The sequence below is a fragment of the Salibaculum halophilum genome, from assembly GCF_002094885.1.
Classification (GTDB): domain Bacteria; phylum Pseudomonadota; class Alphaproteobacteria; order Rhodobacterales; family Rhodobacteraceae; genus Salibaculum; species Salibaculum halophilum.
This window is the reverse complement of sequence record NZ_MSIT01000038.1, coordinates 1-16,618: the sequence shown is the minus strand read 5'-3', so window position 1 is coordinate 16,618 and position 16,618 is coordinate 1. Positions and strand designations below refer to the sequence as shown.

Sequence of the window (16,618 nt, the reverse complement as noted above, 5' to 3'; positions counted from 1 at the left end):
GGGCGCGGCGCGGCTGGGGCGCATGGCCGCCACCGGCGAAGGCGCCGAGATCGCCACGCCGCCGCCCGTCGCGCGCACCCATGAGCCCGACCCGGGCCTCGCCGCGCCACTGGCCGAGGCGCAGGCGCGCTTTCGCACCGCTTACCACAAGCTCAAGGACCTGTAAGACATGACCGATTTTTTCGACGGGATCGCCCCGATCCGCTACGCGGGCCCCGAAAGCGATACCGACTTCGCCTATCGCCACTACAACCCCGACGAGGTCGTCCTCGGCAAGCCGATGAAGGAGCACCTGCGTTTTGCCGTGGCCTATTGGCATTCCTTCGCCTGGGAAGGGGGCGACCCCTTCGGCGGGCAGACCCTGATCCGGCCCTGGCAGCCGCAGGACAGCATGGAAAACGCCAGGGTGAAGGCCGACGCCGCCTTCGAGCTGTTCGAAATCCTCGGCGTGCCCTATTTCTGCTTTCACGATATCGACGTGCGTCCCGAGGGCGACAGTTTCGCCGAAAGCCGCGACCGGCTGGAGGCGATCACCGACTACTTCGGCGAAAAGATGGAAAAGACGGGCACCGGGCTGCTCTGGGGCACGGCGAACCTTTTCTCGCACCGGCGGTACATGGCGGGGGCGGCCACCAACCCCGACCCGGAGGTCTACGCCTATGCCGCCGCCACGGTGAAATCCTGCCTGGACGCGACGCGGAAACTGGGCGGGCAGAACTACGTCATGTGGGGCGGGCGCGAAGGCTACGAGACGCTGCTCAACACCGATATGGGCCGCGAACGCCAGCAGGCGGGCCGGTTCCTGGCGCAGGTGGTGGATTACGCGCGCAAGATCGGCTTCGAGGGCCAGCTCCTGATCGAGCCCAAGCCGCAGGAACCCACCAAGCACCAGTATGACTACGACGTTGCCACCGTTTACGGGTTCCTCAAGGACTTCGGGCTGGAGGACGAGGTGCGCGTCAACATCGAATGCGGTCACGCGGTGCTGGCCGGGCACAGCTTCGAGCACGAACTGGCGCTGGCCGGGGCGCTGGGCATCCTCGGGTCCATCGACATGAACCGCAACGACTACCAGTCGGGCTGGGACACCGACCAGTTTCCCACCAACGTGCCCGAGGTGGCGCTGGCCTACTACGAGATCCTGCGCGCGGGCGGCCTGGGCCGCGGAGGCACGAATTTCGACGCCAAGCTGCGGCGCCAGTCGATCGACCCGGCCGACCTGGTGCTGGCCCACGTGGGCGGCATGGACACCTGCGCCGCGGGCCTTAGGGCGGCCGCGCGGATGCTGGAGGACGACACGCTCGAGGCCGCCCGGCGCGACCGCTACGCGGGCTGGGATGGATCGGACGTGCTGGAGCAGGACCTCGAAGGTCTGGCCCGGCGGGTCGAGTCGGAGGGGATCGACCCGCAGCCCCGCTCGGGCCGGCAGGAACGGCTGGAAAACCTGGTCAACCGCTACGTAACCTGAGCGGCGCGGGGCCGCGTCACGCCCGAGCGGCGCGCGGCCCCGCCCAGATCGCCGCGAAAAGCGCGACGGCGGCGGCAAGGTCCGCGCCGAGAATGCCCCAGAGTACCCAGGCGGGCACCGGGCCGGGGGCGGCAAGTTCCAGGATGGTGCCGGCCATCCCGCCCAGCATGCAGATGAAGCCCAGCCAGGCCACCCAGAGCATCCCCCGCGCCAGCCCGGCATAGAGCGCGAGGTAGAGCACGGCGGGAAACAGCAGGAACTGCCCGACAGGGGCGAAGCCCGACAGGACCGCGCCCGCGACATGCAGCGCGGAACTGATCAGCAGGAAGACACCGGCGGTTTTCATCATCTCGTGCGTCCTCGGTCGAGGGGTGGGCGGTGACGGCATGACCCGTCAGGCAAAGGTTACAGACTTGTTGAAGGGCATTTCGCGCAGGCGCGTGCCGGTGGCGGCGAAAATCGCGTTGGCCAGCGCGGGCGGGGCCGGGGGCACGGGTGGTTCGCCGATCCCGGCGATGCGGGCACGGTTCTGCAACACGCGCACCGCGATCTCGGGCGTCTGCCGCAGGCGCATCCCCGCGTGCTGGTGATAGTTTGATTGCTGCGCCATGCCGTCGGCATAGGTGATCTCGCAACTCATGGCGTGGCCCATGCCCCAAACCACGCCGCCCTGGATGTGGTTCTCGATGTTGACGGGGTCGATCACCGGGCCGGGGTCGGCCACGGCCCAGACCTTGTGGATCTTCAGGCCCTGCTCGGTCTGTTCGACCTCGGCGATCTCGGCGACGTCCACGCCGAAGCTGCGCACCAGCGCCACGCCGAGCCCGCGGTTCGGGCCGGGGTCGCGGCCCCAGCCGGCCATCTCGGCGGCCGCCGACAGCACGTCGCGGGCGACGGGATCGTCGATCAGGCGCAGGCGTTCGGCAACCGGGTCGGCGCCGGCGGCATGGATCAGCTCGTCAAGGAAGGTTTCAAGGAAGAACCCCCCGACAGAGGCCCCGACCGACCGCCACGAAGACACTGGCGCAAGGTTCGGCACGGCATAGCCGCGCACCCGGAAATCGGGCAGGGCATAGGGCGCCGAATAGGCCCCTGCGCCCAGCTGGTTGTCCGGCCCGCCGGCCGCCGCGCCAAGGCGGCTGCCCTGCGAGGCGAAAACCGGCGCGCCCGCGATCTGCAGGTCCAGCGCGCGCACCTCGCCCTGCGCCACCGCGCCGCGTCCGCGGGCCATGGCGATGTGGCGCGGGAAATCCTGGGCGAAATCCTCTTCGCGGGTATAGGTCAGCTTGATCGGCGTGCCGCGGCGCTGGTTGGCGATCTCGCAGGCGCGCTTGATGTGCTCGAACTCCAGCCGGTGCCCGAAAGAGCCGCCCGCGTACTGGTTGTCAAAGCGCACCTGGTCGGGGTCGTGGCCGGTGATCCCGGCGGCGATGGACTGGACGAAGCGCGGCAACTGGTGGCCGGTGGCGATCTCGACGGCCTCGTCGGTGACGGTGACGAGGGCATTGAGCGGCTCGAGCGGCTGATGCGCGACATAAGGCGCGCGGTACTCCGCCTCGATAATGTCATCGCCGCCGGCAGCCCCGGCGTCGCCGTCGTCGCGCCAGGTGGCGTTGAGCCGGTCGTCGGTAAAGGAAGCGGCGACCTCGGCCCAGTGGTCGGCCTGCTCGGTGTGATAGGGGGCCGGGCCCCAGTTGAAGGTGATCGCGCGGGCGGCCTTGAAGGCGCGCCAGGTGCTGTCGGCCAGCACGGCCAGCCCGTTCGTGACCTCGACGACGCCCTCGACGCCGGGCATGTCCAGCGCCGCCGCGGCGTCATATCCCAGCATCTCGCCCCGGCGGGGGTTTGTCACGACGGTGGCATGGACCATGCCCTCCGCCACCAGATCGATGCCGTAGACGGTGCGCCCGGTGGACTTGTCGAGGATGTCCAGCCGCTCGGTCGGCTGGCCGACGAGCCGCCAGTCCGCAGACGGGCGCAGGGGCACGTCCTGCACGGGCTCAAGCGCGCCGGCCTCGGCTGCAAGGTCCGTATAGGCCAGCCGCGTGCCGTCTGGAAGGACCACTGCGCCGCGCTCGGTTGTCAGTTGGTCGACCGCGATCCCGGCGCGCCCGCTGGCCGCCAGCTTGAGCGTTTCGCGCGCCGAGGCCCCGGCCTGGCGCAGCTTTTCGAAACTGTCGGCAGCGGCCGTCGAGCCGCCGGTGCCCTGGATGCCCGCGACCTTGAGCGCCGCGCCCATAGGGCCACGCACGGTCGCCGCCTCCAGCGGGGTCAGCGCCGCCATCACCGCGGCCCCCTCGGCGGCGAATCCGCGGTTGTAATAGGCCGCCGCCGGTTCGCCGAATTCGGTGGTGAACTGGTCCAGCTCGAGGTCCATTTCCTCGGCCAGCAGGATCGCCTGCATGTGGGTCGTGCCCTGGCCGAGGTCGGCGTGGGGCGTGATCAGCGTGATCCCCTCGGGGCCGATTTTGACCCAGGGGTTGAAGGTGGCCTGCCGGTCGGTGACATCGTCGGCCAGCGGGTTGTCGTGCGGCCGCGCCACCAGGTAGGAGCCGAAGACGACGGCCCCGCCCACCACGGTGGTGCCGATGAGAAAGCCGCGGCGGCTGAGGGTTTTCAGGCGGGACATGCGCTCAGGCTCCCATCTTGTCGGCGGCGAGGCGGATCGCCTGGCGGATGCGGACATTCGTGCCGCAGCGGCAGAGGTTGCCCGACATGGTGGCGTCGATGGTCGCGTCCGACGGGGCGGGATCATCCGCCAGCAGCGAGGCGGCCTGCATGATCTGTCCGGACTGGCAATAGCCGCACTGGGCAACCTGCGTCTCGACCCAGGCTTGCTGCACCGGGTGCAAGGTGTCGCCGTCGCCGGCCAGCCCCTCGATGGTGACGACGTCGGCGCCCTCCAGGCTGCCGATGGGCTGCTGGCAGGCGCGCGCGGCGAACCCGTCGAGGTGGACCGTGCAGGCCCCGCACTGGGCGATGCCGCAGCCGTACTTGGTGCCCATCAGGCCCAACTCGTCGCGCAGCACCCACAGCAGCGGCGTGTCGGCCTCCGCGGTCACGTCGTGTTCGGTTCCGTTCACCGTGATCTTCATGATCGTTGCCTCCGCGGTTGTCCGGCGTGCTCTTGACAAGTTTACATATTCTGATCGAATGTCAAGTCCACATGATTGACTGTCCGACACCCTTGCGGTCTGTCACCGGGCGATGATCCGCTTGACCGACCCCACCCTCGATGCCGCGCTGCGGGTCGTTTCCCGGTACGGGATGCGCCGCACGACGATGGCCGACATCGCGCGCGAGGCCGGTGTGTCGCGCCAGACGCTCTATGACCGGTTCGGCGACAAGGACGGGGTCATGGCGGCGGCGATACGGTGCATTGGCGAGGAGACCTGCGCGGGCCTGCGCGCCGCCTTCGCCGCGGCCCCCGATCTGGCCGCGAGGATCGACGCCTATTACCGCCTGGCGGTCTGGCCGGTCTTCGACATGATGGAAACCCTGCCTGACGCGGCCGATCTCGAGCACGGGATGGGGCCGGCCTCGCAGGCGGCCTCGCGCGAGGCGGAGGCGGCGAAACGCGCCCTGCTGGCCGGCATGTTGCGGCAGGACTTGCCGCCGGCCTGCCCGCCGGCCGAGGATGTGGCGGCCTTTGTCGAACAGGCCAGCAGCCGGGCCAAGATGTCGGGGGCCACGCGGCCCGACCTGGCGCGGTTCCTGGCCGTGCTCCGGGCCGCGGTGCTGGCCCTGGCGCGGCCCTGAGCGCCGGCCCGGTGCGGATCACCCCGCGCCGCGAAGGTCCTGAGGACCGCTGCGCGTTGGCGGCGTGCTTGATCGCGGGCGCGGTTTCCGACACAGCTTGGCGCATGCCCTCCGACCCGCAACGCCCCCGCACGCCACGGCTGCGCATCCGCATCGTCTTTGGCGAGGACAGGATGATCGGGCCGGGCAAGGCCGACCTGCTGGACGGCATCGCCCGGCTGGGCTCGATCGCCGCGGCGGGCCGCGAGATGGGCATGAGCTACAAGCGCGCCTGGGAGCTGATCGGCACGCTCAACGCCATGTTCCGCGCGCCGCTGGTCGAGCGCACCCGCGGCGGCCCGGGCGGTGGCGGGGCGGTGCTTACGGACCTCGGGCGCGAGGTCTTGGCGCAGTATCGTGCCGTCGAGGCGGAGGCCGCGGCGCATGGTGCCGATCGACTGGCGAGGTTACAGGAGCTGCTGCGCGATATTCCCGACGAAAAATAACGCTTGACCGGCAGATCGGGCCGCTGCGATACGTCTTGCCCGACACACCACCGTCAGGGAGCCTCTTTCATGGTCACGCCAGCCCTTTGCCGTGCCGCCGCGGGCCTCGCCGCCGCCCTCACGCCGGGCCTTGCCACGGCCGGGCAGATCACCGTCTTCGCCGCCGCCAGCATGACCAATGCCATGGCCGAGGTGGAGGACCGGTTCGAGGCCGCCACGGCGCACGATGTGATCGTCTCGCTCGCCGGGTCCTCGGCGCTCGCGCGGCAGATCGAGCAGGGCGCGCCGGCGGATGTCTTCATCTCGGCGAACCCGGGCTGGATGGACAGGTTGCAAGAGGATGGTTTGATCGCCGACGCCACGCGCTTCGACCTTCTGAGCAACGCCATGGTCCTGATCGCCGCCGACACGGGCGCCGCGCCCGTCGAGATCGGCCCCGATATGGACCTCGCGGGCCTTCTGGGCGAGGGGCGGCTGGCCATGGCGCTGGTCGATGCCGTGCCCGCGGGGATTTACGGCAAGGCCGCGCTGGAGAGCCTCGGCCTGTGGGACAGCGTCGCGCCGCAGGTGGCGCAGGCGGGCAACGTGCGCGGGGCACTCTCCTTCGTCGCCACGGGCGCGGCGCCCTACGGCATCGTCTATGCCACCGACGCCGTGGCCGAGGACGACGTGGCCGTCGTCGGCACCTTTCCGGCCGAGACGCATCCGCCCATCGTCTACCCCGCCGCCGCGCTGGCCGAGAGTGACACCGCGCTGACGCGGTCCTTCCTCGATTTCCTGCGCGGCCCCGAGGCGCGGGCGGCCTTCGCGCGTCAGGGCTTCGGTGTCGTTGCGGAGTAGCCCATGACGGATTGGCTCGGCCCCGCGGAGTGGGGCGCGGTTGCGCTTTCTCTCCGGGTCGCCATGTCGGCGACGCTCGTCAGCCTGCCGCTGGGGGTTTTCGTGGCCTACGCGCTGGCGCGCTGGCGCTTTCCGGGCCGCGAGGTGCTGAACGTGCTCGTGCACCTGCCGCTGATCCTGCCGCCCGTGGTCACGGGCTATCTTCTCCTGCTGACCTTCGGCACCCGCGGCCCGGTGGGCGGCTTTCTGGACGATGCGTTCGGTGTCACCGTCGCTTTCCGCTGGACGGGGGCGGCGCTGGCGGCCGGGGTGATGGCCTTTCCCTTCATGGTGCGCGCGGTGCGCCTGTCGATCGAGGCGGTGGACCCCAAGCTGGAACAGGCCGCAGCGACGCTGGGCGCCTCGCGGGCCTGGGTCTTCGTGACGGTGACATTGCCCCTGATCCTGCCGGGCATCATCGCCGGAACGGTGCTGACCTTCGCCAAGGGCATGGGCGAATTCGGCGCGACGATCACCTTCGTGTCCAACATTCCCGGCCAGACCCGGACGATCCCGCTGGCCATTGACTTGCTGCTGGAAACGCCGGGCGGCGAGGCCCGCGCGGCCCGGCTGGCCGGGTTGTCCATCGTGCTGGCGGCGTCGGCGCTGGCGGTTTCGGAATGGGTCTCGCGGCGCGTCGCCGCGCGGGTGGGGGGCGCGTGATGCTCGATGTCGCGGTGCGCCATGCCTTCGCGGATTTCACGCTTGACGCGGCCTTTCGCGCGCCGCCGGGGGTTACAGTGCTCTTCGGGCGCTCCGGGTCGGGCAAGACGACGCTGGTGAACGCTGTGGCCGGCCTTCTGATGCCGGACGGGGGCCGCATCAAGGCGGGCGACTGGACGCTGCTCGACACGGAGGCGGGCGTCCGGCTCAAGCCCCATCGCCGCCGCCTTGGCTACATCTTTCAGGAGGGGCGGTTGTTCCCGCATCTGACCGTCCGGCAGAACCTGGCCTACGGCGCGTGGTTCGCGCCGAAAGGTGCCCCGCGCGAGGACCCGGCCCGTGTCGTCGAACTTCTGGGCATCGGCCATCTGCTGGGCCGTCGCCCAGGCGCGCTCTCGGGTGGCGAGAAACAGCGCGTCGCCATCGGCCGGGCGCTGCTGTCCGCGCCGCGGCTGATCCTCGCCGACGAGCCGCTCGCCGCCCTCGACGCGGCGCGCAAGGCCGAGATCCTGCCATATTTCGAACGGCTGCGCGACGAGGTGGAGGTCCCGATCCTCTATGTCAGCCATTCCGCCTCGGAGGTCGCGCGGCTGGCCAGCACGGTCATCGCGCTAGAGGCGGGCCGGGTGGTCGCGCAGGGACCGGCGGTGCAGGTGCTGGGCGATGCGGGTGCGATGGGCGCGCGGGGCGCGGCCTCGGTACTGACGGCGCGCGTCGTCCGCCACCACGCGGACGGGCTGAGCGAGCTTGCCGCGGCGGCTGGGCCGCTCTGGCTGCCGCGGGTCGCGGCCCGCGAAGGGGCGGTGATCCGCGTGCGGATTGCGGCCCACGACGTGATCCTGTCGCGTACCCGCCCCGAGGGGCTGTCGGCCCTCAACCACCTGTCCGGCACGGTGACCGCGATCCGTCCGGGGGAGGGGCCCGGTGCGCTGGTCACGCTGGATGTGGGCGGCGATCGTCTGGCGGCGCGCATCACCCGGCGCTCGGCCCAGGCGATGGGCCTTGCCACTGGCCAGCCTTGCCATGCCGTCATCAAGTCCGTCTCGGTCGCGCCCGAGGATGTGGGCCACGCCGATCAGGCAGCGAACGACTAACACGACCACGGCGCCCGGCAGTCGCCGCCGCGTCGCCCTCACGCCCTGCGATCCCGGCGCATGGCATGGCGTGCGCGCGGCGGGCGGTTCACCAGCGCGATGCCGGCAAGCACGCAGAGACCCCCGGCGATCTGCACCGGCCCGAGCCTTTCGCCAAGAATCACGACGGCGAGCACTGGGCCAAAGACCGGCATGAGGTAGACGAACTGCCCGGCCCGGGCCGCGCCGATCTCGTTGACACCAAAGGACCAAAGCAGGAACGCCACGAGCGAGGCGAAGACCGCGATGTAGAGGATCGCCGCCACGGTGCCGGGGCCCGGGGCGCGCGGCAGGGTCGCGCCGGTGACGAGAAAGGCCGGGACCAGCAGCACCAGCGCCACGGCGATGCTGGCGGCGAGCGTGACATCCTGCGGCAGATCGGCCGGGCGCCGCCGCAGGAGCAGCGAATAGACGGTCCAGACGAGGACCGCCGCCAGCATCCACAGGTCGCCAGGGTTCACGCCCGCGGTGTGCAGCCGCGCCGGGTCGGCGCGCGTGATCAGCACGCCCGCGCCGGCCAGCGAGACGAGGCAGCCCATCCACTGCACCGCGCCGGGGCGGCTGTCGCCGGTCAGCCGGGCCCCGGCCATGATGGCCGCCGGGGCGAGGGCGAGGATCAGCAGGGCGTTCACGGCCGTTGTCTGCGACAGCGCCTGATAGGTCAGCGTATGGAAGGCCGCGATGCCGGTCGCGCCGAGGCCGAGCAGAAGCCGCCACGCGCGCAGCACGACGCACCGGTGGCGCACCAGACGGCGGGCCACCAGCGGCAGGAGCAGCGCCAGGCACAGCCCCCAGCGCAGGAGGTTCAGCGCCACCGGGTCGATATCCCCGCGCAGGGCCCGCCCCGCTATGAAGTTGCCCGACCAGAAGAGCGCCGCCGCGATGAGGGCAAGGACGGCAAGTGTCTCGTGCCGGCCGGCGGATGGGGGTGGTCCGGGCATGGCTGGTCCTCCGTGACGTTGGCGTCCCCAGTGTCGCGCCGCCGCGCGGGAGGCGCATGAGGCGCCTGTCCCGCAAGCGTCGAAAATACCCCGGCGACGTGGGACGCCGGCCCCATTCGGCCCGTTTTTTGGGAGCATTTGCGCCGGGGTTGATGGCGCGCAGCCGGGCCGCCATCGGCGAGGCAAGCTGCCCGGCGGCCACGCCCCCGGACATGGCCGCGGACTGTCACCCGTGTTACCAATCGTGCCATGTCGCTCCACCAGGACATCCGCTTTTGCACCTCCGGCGACGGCACCCGCATCGCGGTGGCCGCCTGCGGGACGGGGCCGGTGATCCTGCGTGCCGCGCATTGGCTGAGCCACGTGCAGTACGACCTGGAAAGCCCGGTCTGGCGACCCTGGGTCGAGGCGCTTTCCGCCCGCAACACCTTCGTGCGTTACGATCCGCGCGGCTGCGGCCTGTCGGACCGCGCCGTGACGGACCTGTCCCTGCCGGCCTGTAATGCCGACCTGGCGGCCGTGGCCAACACGATCGAGGCCGAGCAGTTCGTCCTTCTGGGCCTGTCGCAGGGCGGCGCGCTGGCCATCGACTACGCGCTCGCCCACCCCGAGCGGGTTTCGAAGCTCGTGCTGATCAACGCCTATGCCCAGGGTGCGCGCACCCGCGCCCGCACCGAGACGGAGGTGCTCGAGGCCGAGACGCTGGTCAATTTCGCGCGCATCGGCTGGGGGCGCGCGAACCCGGCCTTCTGCCGCTTCTTCACCAACCTCTTCCTCCCCGGCGGCACCGAGGACCAGCACGGCTGGTGGGCCGATCTCGAACGCCGGACGGCCAGCCCGGAGGTGGCGGCCGAGCTGCTGCGGACCATGCACGAAATCGACGTGCTGGACCGTGCGGCGCGGCTGGACGTGCCGACCCTCGTCCTGCAGTGCCGGGGCGACATGCGCGTGCCCTTCGAGGAGGGCTGCAAGCTGGCCGGCGCGATACCCGGCGCGCGGTTCGTGCCGCTCGACAGCGCCAATCACGTGCTGCTGCCGGACGAGCCGGCCTGGACAGTCATGCAGGATGAGCTGGCCCGGTTCCTCGGTCAGGACGCGCCCGCGGGGCGCCGCACCGCGTGCGACGCCGGGCTGACCCGGGCCGAGAGCGCCGTGCTCGCGCTGATGGCCGAGGGGCGCGACAACCGCGACATCGCCGCGCGGCTGGGCAAGAGCGAGAAGACGGTGCGCAACCAGGTCTCGGTGATCCTCGACAAGCTGGGCGTGCAGAGCCGGGCGCAGGCCATCGTCGCGGCCCTGGCCGAGTGACCACCGCGCCAGGTCCGCCCTGATGCACGTGCGTCAGGCCTCCCCCGCGGGGCGCGTGGCCAGAACGCTGAGAAACGAGATGAAGCCGAAGAAGGTGCCGGCGGCAACGCGGCCCTCGGCCTCGGCCCGCACCGCGTCGGCGGCGGGCTCCGAGATCAGCCCGTCGCGCGCCATGAAGGCTAGACCGCGTTGGACGAGCGTCATGAAATAGGCCGCCTCGCCCTCGGCGAGATAGGGATGCGCGTCCACCCGGTCGGTCTCGAACCCCGCCGCCGCGATGCGCGCGGGAAGGGAGCGCGCCAGCCAACGGTCGTGCACCAGGTTGGCGATGGCGTGATCCACGGCGAGCCCCACCGGATCGCGGTCGCCGAGCGCGGCGGTCGTGGTGGCGTAATCGCCGTCGAAGACCGCGAGGCGCCCGCCCGGCTTCAGGACGCGCCGGGTCTCGGCAAGCGCGCCGTCCGGGCCGGGAACATGGCACAGGCAGGTGTGAAACACGACCGCGTCGCGCGAGTCGTCCGCCAGCGGAAGGTCGCGCCCGTCCCCCTCGACGAATCCGAGCGCCGGGTCGTCGCCGTGCCGCTGGGTCGCCCGCTCGATCATCACCGGGGAGGGGTCGATGCCGACGGCCTCGGCGGCGCCGGTGGCCGCCTTGAGGTCGCGGGTGATATCGCCGGGGCCGCAGCCGATCTCGCCCACGTGCGCGCCCCGTGGCAACCTTAGAGTGTGTTGCGTTCATTCGCATTCACCCACCACACTCTAACTCTTTGATCCCGCATGTCCGAGGAGCGCAAAACCGGTTCCCACTATTGCGCGACGTGCTTTCGCCAGTCGAAGGACTGCCGGCGCATGGCGGTAAGCGCCCCGTACGCGGCGCGGGTGATCATGGCATCGGCCAGCACGCCCTGGGTGTCCCGATCCGCCGTGCGGATCTCCGTACAGATGTCCGGAATGGCGTCCTCCCGTCCGGGTGCGTTCTGCATGACGTGTCATCTCCGGCGCCCAGTCCGCGCATCCTTTCGGACAGGCGGCGCCGGTCACCCGGAGTCGGCGGTTGGCCGGTCGGTCGGACATCCCGCGCGCGAGGATCGCGATCATCGGAACGACCGACCCGGACCTGTGCCATGGGGTTGCCGGGGCCCTGACGCCAGTTCCGATACTTGGCAACTTACCAGACAGACCGTCCCACGCGATTCCCGAATCCTGGACGCGTACACCGCGTTTTCCCTCCATGCGCGCCCGGTTGCTCGCCCGCCACGGGCGACCCGGCCCGCGCCGTCGGCCCTATCCGCAAGGCGTGTCGCCTGCCCTGCAGGATTGCGCCCCGTGGCGGGCGAAGACCACGAGTCCCGTCGGTCGGGTTCACGACCGCGGCTGCACCATGATCCGGCCGCGCGGGCGCGACGGCCCGGGGCCAGAAACCGCCCGAGCAACCGTTGAAAGACCGGCGCAGCCTCAAGCGTGATCCGGAAACGGCGATGCCGCCGTGCCGGTTGTGACACGCCGGCCGTCAAAGGCCGATGCGGCGATACACGGCACCGCCGGGTCCGTGTCCACCGACGCCAGACCGGGACCGCGCGATGCCAAACCGGCGCCTTGTTACTCAAGCGCCGCACATCCTTATCCGGGACCCGCCCAGATATTTCGTCGAACCCCGGAAATTCCCCGCCAGCCCCCTTGCACCCGACCATCATAAAACGTATATCCCTCCCAGACTTGGCGCGGGGTGGAGCAGCTCGGTAGCTCGTCAGGCTCATAACCTGAAGGTCGTAGGTTCAAATCCTACCCCCGCAACCAAAATATTCCGCGTCTCCAATCGCTTACGCCCCGGCCTCCGGGGCGAGGTTCGCGTTTCCACCTCCCCTGGAGGCACTGTGGAAGCAAGAAGCGCCGAAGTCCTTCATGGCGCTGCGAAAACTGGCCACCAGAAATCTAGGCAGCTTTCCCCATACTCGACATCTATCAGGATGGCTGCGCGCGAATTCGGTTTGGTGACCGGGTGACGGCCCTCACCTGACGGCATGTTAAGGTCACTTCAACGCGGTGCGCACCCGGTCCACAACCCAGGCTACCGCAGGGTCGCCGCTGGTCCGCCGGTGCCATGCAGCCGAGACGGCGAACGGTCTCAGTGCGAGCGGTGGATCGGCCTCGATGAGTCGAAAGTTCGCCGCCTGCGCCGTGGCGAGTCTGGCCGGCACGGTCGCAATCAGGTCGGTTCGGGAAACGAGATCGAGCGCAGAGAGAAACCCCGTTGTCGTCACGGCGACGACCCGCGCGCGGCCCTCCGCGCGCAACACCGTGTCGACGATCCCGCCCGTCGTGCCGCCGGGTGCGGCGACCACATGCTGTTCGGCGCAGTACGTATCGATCGTTACGGGGGCGTCTGCCGTGAGTCGCGGGTGTCCTGACCGGGCGATCAGCTTGTAGGTTTCATCGAAGAGCATCGTGCTTTCCATGGTTGCCGGGAGCGCACGCGCGAACCCGATCCAGAGATCGGCTTCGTCCCGGTCGAGCGCGGCCACGGCGGCCTCGCGGCCCAGACCCTTGAAGTGGATCCTCAGGCCCGGCGCCTGCCGGCGCAGCCCCTCGATGACGCCAGACAGCAGCGTGACCTCGAAGTCAAGCGCGCAGACTCTCAGGTCTCTGTCAACTGTGGCCGGGTCAAACGTGGCCGGGTCAGTCAGCATTGCCTCCGCCGTTTCGAGGATGCGCTCAGCCATCCGGGCGAGCTCGACGGCGCGCGTCGTCGGCTCCACGCCATGCGGACGGCGGATGAACAGCTCGTCTTCGAAAATATCGCGCAGCCGCGCCACCGAATGGCTGATCGCCGTCTGCGTCACGCCGAGCATGGCAGCGACATCTGCCAGCTTCCTTCTGCGGACGCCCTCGCGCAGAACCAGAAGAAGCATGAAATCCAGACGACGGACTTTTGTCTCATTCAAGTCAGACATAATCCGATTTCCTTAGCATTCATGCCGCCAAACGTCCACGTCTCTCCCGTAGCACCACGGTGCCTCCCACTTTTCAGGAGAGAAAGATGCGCGATACCCGAAAGATACTGATGATCGTTTCCAACCCTGCCACTTCGCCTGTCACGGGCTGGCCGATCGGCTTCTGGTGGGCCGAGTTGTCCCATGCCTACGAGGTCTTCGAGAAGGCGGGCTTCGGCATCGATATCGTGTCGCCCGATGGCGGCAAGCTGGAGGCGGACGGCTTTTCCGATCCCGAAGACGAAAGCGGCTACTCGGCGCAGGACACAACCTCGCTCGCCTTCAAGAAGGATCCCGCCAAGATGCAGCTGCTGGCCGACACGCCGGCGCTCGAAGACGTGAACGCCGACGACTACGATGCCATTTTCGTGGTCGGCGGACAGGGCCCGATGGTGACCATGATCGACGACGACCGCCTGCACCGTTTCGTGGCCGGGTTCTTTGAGGCCGGCAAGGTGACCGCCGCCGTGTGCCATGGCACTTGCATCCTTCTGAAGACCCGCCTCTCGACCGGCGATCTGCTGGTGACGGGAAAGCGCTGGACGGGCTTCGCGGATGCCGAGGAAGCCTATGTCGAACAGGCGATCGGCCAGAAGGTGCAACCCTTCTGGATCGAGACGGAAGCGCGCAAGATCGAGGCCACGCATTTCGAGGTCGCCGGCGCGCTCGAGGCGCACGCTATCCGCGACGGCAATCTCGTGACAGGACAGCAACAGGTCTCGGCCGGGGCGGCGGCCCGTGAGATCGTCGCGGCGCTCTCCTGAATGCGGCCGGAGTCGTGAGCATGGCGCAATGGTCTCTGATCCTCGCCGCCTTCGCCACCGGGGCGCTCGTTCCGTTGCAACTGGTCTTTAACGGCCAGTTGGGCGGGGTGATGCGCAACGCCTTCACCGCGTCGCTGATCGTGTTCCTGATCGGCGCCCTGGTGCTGGCCGCGATGGTTCTGGTCACGCGCCCGACCTTGCCGAGCCTCGCCACGCTCATGGCGGCGCCCAAGACCGTATGGCTCGGGGGGTTGATCGCGACCGCCTATATCGTGGCCATCGTCATCATCACCCCGCGCCTTGGCGTCGGGCTGACGACAGGGCTGATCCTCGTGGGGCAGCTTTGCATGGCCCTTGCGCTGGATCACTTCGGCGCCTTCGGCAACCCGCAGCAGACGCTCGGCCTCGGCCGCGCCGCCGGCTTGTCGCTGATGGTCGCGGGCGTCGTTCTCATCAAATTGTTCTGAAAGGTCGTCCATGTCTGAAGCTCAAAAAACCATACTGATCACCGGTGCCAATCGAGGCCTTGGCGCCGCCATCGCGGGGGCCTTTCGCTCGGTCGGCTGGCGGGTAATCGGTACCGCCCGCAACCCGGACACACTGAAGGCCGCCGTCGTCGATGCGGGACATGCCCTCGATCTCTCCGATCCCGAAAGCCTGCATGCGTTTGCCGCCGCGATCAACGAAGCCGGGGAGGTGATTGACCTTCTCGTCAACAATGCCGGCTTCAACCCGAAGGATCGCAAGGACGATCCGGACTATTTCCGCTCCACCTTCGCAATCGAGAGCTTTTCGGCCGAGAACGTGGCCCAATCCATGTGGATCAACGCGCTGGCCCCGACCGAGCTGGTCTCGCGGCTCCTGCCCAGCCTGTCGGACGAGGCCGTGGTCGTGAACATTTCGTCCTGGCTCGGCTCCATCGGCGGAAAGGCGAGCGGCGGCCACTACGGCTATGCCGGATCCAAGGCGCTGCTCAACATGATGACGCGCGCGCTCGCGGGCGAATGGAAGGACACGGCCCGGTCCGCGATCGCACTCAATCCCGGCTGGATGAGTACCGACATGGGCGGTGCCAAGGCCGAGAAGACACCCGATCAGACCGCCGCCGCCGTCTTGCGGCTCTACACGGAAGGCAGCCTCGCGGTCGCAAACGGCAAGTTTCTGAACGCGGATGGCTCTGAGCATCCCTGGTAGACAGAGGCTCGCCTCGGGTCTGAGACCGAAAGAGGCTTCGGTCCAGGCAGGGATCTGAAAAAACAAGGGCAATTTACACAGAAGGGAAGCACCATGCCACATATCGCGATCCTCGGGGCCGGTGCCGTCGGGACGGCGCTGGCCACGAACTGGGCGGCGCGCGGCCACGAGATCACCTTCGGCGTGCGCGACGCCGACAGCGAAAGCGCGCGGAAAGCGCTGAACATGCTCGGCGGTCGGGCCCGGGGAACGCACTTTGCCGACGCGGTAACGGCCGGCGACGTCGTGGTGCTTGCGCTTCCCTGGCGCGCGGTGGAGGCGACGCTTGCGGGCGTTGACGATTTCGGCGGCCGGGTCCTGATTGACGCGACCAACCCGCTCGAGTTCGTCGACGGAAGCTTGCGCCTCGCGGTTGGCCACACCACGTCCGGCGGCGAGCGGGTGGCCGAATGGGCCAGGGGCGCGCGCGTGGTGAAGACCCTCAACCAGATCGGCGCCGAACGAATGGCCGAACCCAGCGCGCTCTCCCCAAAGCCCGTGATGTTTGCGGCGGGCGACGATCCGGAGGCACGCGAGGAGGCGCTGGCCCTGATCGCCGATCTCGGTTTCGAAGCACAGGATTTCGGCCCCCTCGCCGGGGCGCGCCTGCTCGAGCCATTCGCCTTGACTTGGATCCATATGGCACTGGTGCGGGGTGAGCTACTTCCCGTCTCTTGGACAGGATCTGGCGTAATTTAAGCTACTCTTTGCACCTGCTGATCGGATTGGTTGATATCATTTCTCTGCCAACAGGCCAGCGCCGGAGGCTGGCAGCCCAAGGCTGAATGCGGGCGCTGGTGGTTGTAGAAGGTCATCCATTTCCGGATAGCCCGTTTCGTCTCGGAACCGGTCTCCCAGGCGTGCAGGTAGACGCACTCGTATTTCGCTTCGCGGACCTTCGGTTCAGGGTGCGCCACAGCCGCTCGATGAAGATGTTGTCGAGGAACCGGCCTTTTCCATCCATCGATATCCGTACGCCTGATCGGCGGAGGGAG

At 69.1% G+C, this 16,618-nt stretch carries 18 protein-coding genes, 1 tRNA gene and 1 pseudogene; 12 read left to right on the top strand and 8 right to left on the bottom strand.

Features of this window, described 5'->3' with window-relative positions:
- Nucleotides 1-169: 169 nt before the first annotated feature.
- Nucleotides 170-1,468, top strand: coding sequence for a xylose isomerase (gene xylA / locus BU124_RS13850; RefSeq protein WP_084864162.1), 1,299 nt, complete (start codon nucleotides 170-172; stop codon nucleotides 1,466-1,468).
- 16 nt (nucleotides 1,469-1,484) lie between these two features.
- Here xylA and BU124_RS13845 read toward each other — a convergent pair whose 3' ends face one another.
- The 3 genes from BU124_RS13845 to BU124_RS13835 are packed head-to-tail and all read right to left on the bottom strand — an operon-like array spanning nucleotide 1,485 to nucleotide 4,563.
- Nucleotides 1,485-1,817 (bottom strand): hypothetical protein, encoded by a 333-nt coding sequence (locus BU124_RS13845; RefSeq protein WP_084864161.1) that lies wholly within the window; start codon nucleotides 1,815-1,817, stop codon nucleotides 1,485-1,487.
- A gap of 45 nt (nucleotides 1,818-1,862) precedes the next feature.
- Nucleotides 1,863-4,097, bottom strand: coding sequence for a xanthine dehydrogenase family protein molybdopterin-binding subunit (locus BU124_RS13840; protein WP_084864160.1), 2,235 nt, complete (start codon nucleotides 4,095-4,097; stop codon nucleotides 1,863-1,865).
- A 4-nt stretch (nucleotides 4,098-4,101) separates the two neighbouring features.
- Nucleotides 4,102-4,563: a (2Fe-2S)-binding protein gene (locus tag BU124_RS13835; RefSeq protein ID WP_084864159.1), complete on the bottom strand. Its 462-nt coding sequence runs from the start codon at nucleotides 4,561-4,563 to the stop codon at nucleotides 4,102-4,104.
- Nucleotides 4,564-4,675: 112 nt separating this feature from the next.
- Here BU124_RS13835 and BU124_RS13830 point away from each other — a divergent pair, with 112 nt between their 5' ends.
- From BU124_RS13830 to modC, 5 genes are all read left to right on the top strand, one after another.
- Complete coding sequence (locus tag BU124_RS13830; RefSeq protein ID WP_084864158.1) at nucleotides 4,676-5,227, top strand: TetR/AcrR family transcriptional regulator; 552 nt, start codon at nucleotides 4,676-4,678, stop codon at nucleotides 5,225-5,227.
- Nucleotides 5,228-5,331: 104 nt separating this feature from the next.
- Nucleotides 5,332-5,712 carry a winged helix-turn-helix domain-containing protein gene (locus BU124_RS13825; protein ID WP_084864157.1) on the top strand — a complete coding sequence of 127 codons (381 nt, stop codon included), beginning with the start codon at nucleotides 5,332-5,334 and terminating at the stop codon, nucleotides 5,710-5,712.
- Between the two features lie 69 nt (nucleotides 5,713-5,781).
- Nucleotides 5,782-6,552, top strand: a complete 771-nt coding sequence (modA, locus tag BU124_RS13820; protein WP_084864156.1) for a molybdate ABC transporter substrate-binding protein — start codon at nucleotides 5,782-5,784, stop codon at nucleotides 6,550-6,552.
- Between the two features lie 3 nt (nucleotides 6,553-6,555).
- Nucleotides 6,556-7,254 carry a molybdate ABC transporter permease subunit gene (gene modB / locus BU124_RS13815; protein WP_084864155.1) on the top strand — a complete coding sequence of 233 codons (699 nt, stop codon included), beginning with the start codon at nucleotides 6,556-6,558 and terminating at the stop codon, nucleotides 7,252-7,254.
- The gene (modC, locus tag BU124_RS13810) at nucleotides 7,254-8,348 is read left to right on the top strand and encodes a molybdenum ABC transporter ATP-binding protein (RefSeq protein WP_084864163.1); all 1,095 of its coding nucleotides are present in this window, start codon (nucleotides 7,254-7,256) and stop codon (nucleotides 8,346-8,348) included. The genes modB and modC overlap by 1 nt, the downstream gene beginning before the upstream one ends.
- Before the next feature lie 38 nt (nucleotides 8,349-8,386).
- On the opposite strand, the gene BU124_RS14665 is transcribed toward modC, so the two are convergent.
- Entirely contained in the window at nucleotides 8,387-9,328 is a 942-nt protein-coding gene (locus BU124_RS14665) for a DMT family transporter (RefSeq protein WP_179141937.1), read from the bottom strand.
- Nucleotides 9,329-9,577: 249 nt separating this feature from the next.
- Here BU124_RS14665 and BU124_RS13800 point away from each other — a divergent pair, with 249 nt between their 5' ends.
- The gene (locus tag BU124_RS13800; RefSeq protein WP_084864154.1) at nucleotides 9,578-10,636 is read left to right on the top strand and encodes an alpha/beta fold hydrolase; all 1,059 of its coding nucleotides are present in this window, start codon (nucleotides 9,578-9,580) and stop codon (nucleotides 10,634-10,636) included.
- Between the two features lie 33 nt (nucleotides 10,637-10,669).
- Here BU124_RS13800 and BU124_RS13795 read toward each other — a convergent pair whose 3' ends face one another.
- Together BU124_RS13795 and BU124_RS14885 are read right to left on the bottom strand one after the other, a co-directional pair.
- Nucleotides 10,670-11,353: a methyltransferase domain-containing protein gene (locus tag BU124_RS13795; protein WP_084864153.1), complete on the bottom strand. Its 684-nt coding sequence runs from the start codon at nucleotides 11,351-11,353 to the stop codon at nucleotides 10,670-10,672.
- A gap of 89 nt (nucleotides 11,354-11,442) precedes the next feature.
- Nucleotides 11,443-11,619, bottom strand: a complete 177-nt coding sequence (locus tag BU124_RS14885; protein WP_179141935.1) for a hypothetical protein — start codon at nucleotides 11,617-11,619, stop codon at nucleotides 11,443-11,445.
- A 737-nt stretch (nucleotides 11,620-12,356) separates the two neighbouring features.
- Here BU124_RS14885 and BU124_RS13790 point away from each other — a divergent pair.
- A tRNA-Met gene (locus BU124_RS13790) sits at nucleotides 12,357-12,433 on the top strand.
- A 233-nt stretch (nucleotides 12,434-12,666) separates the two neighbouring features.
- On the opposite strand, the gene BU124_RS13785 is transcribed toward BU124_RS13790, so the two are convergent.
- Complete coding sequence (locus BU124_RS13785) at nucleotides 12,667-13,587, bottom strand: LysR family transcriptional regulator (protein ID WP_084864152.1); 921 nt, start codon at nucleotides 13,585-13,587, stop codon at nucleotides 12,667-12,669.
- Between the two features lie 86 nt (nucleotides 13,588-13,673).
- Here BU124_RS13785 and BU124_RS13780 point away from each other — a divergent pair, with 86 nt between their 5' ends.
- The 4 genes from BU124_RS13780 to BU124_RS13765 all read left to right on the top strand — a co-directional run bounded on the left by BU124_RS13780 (nucleotide 13,674) and on the right by BU124_RS13765 (nucleotide 16,322).
- Entirely contained in the window at nucleotides 13,674-14,390 is a 717-nt protein-coding gene (locus BU124_RS13780; RefSeq protein ID WP_084864151.1) for a type 1 glutamine amidotransferase domain-containing protein, read from the top strand.
- Between the two features lie 20 nt (nucleotides 14,391-14,410).
- Nucleotides 14,411-14,857, top strand: a complete 447-nt coding sequence (locus tag BU124_RS13775; RefSeq protein WP_084864150.1) for a DMT family transporter — start codon at nucleotides 14,411-14,413, stop codon at nucleotides 14,855-14,857.
- Between the two features lie 10 nt (nucleotides 14,858-14,867).
- Nucleotides 14,868-15,584 carry an SDR family NAD(P)-dependent oxidoreductase gene (locus tag BU124_RS13770; protein ID WP_084864149.1) on the top strand — a complete coding sequence of 239 codons (717 nt, stop codon included), beginning with the start codon at nucleotides 14,868-14,870 and terminating at the stop codon, nucleotides 15,582-15,584.
- A 93-nt stretch (nucleotides 15,585-15,677) separates the two neighbouring features.
- Entirely contained in the window at nucleotides 15,678-16,322 is a 645-nt protein-coding gene (locus BU124_RS13765) for an NADPH-dependent F420 reductase (protein WP_084864148.1), read from the top strand.
- Here BU124_RS13765 and BU124_RS13760 read toward each other — a convergent pair.
- Nucleotides 16,319-16,618: pseudogene (locus tag BU124_RS13760) on the bottom strand (integrase core domain-containing protein); the annotation flags it as partial. The gene BU124_RS13765 and the pseudogene BU124_RS13760 sit on opposite strands and share 4 nt — an antisense overlap.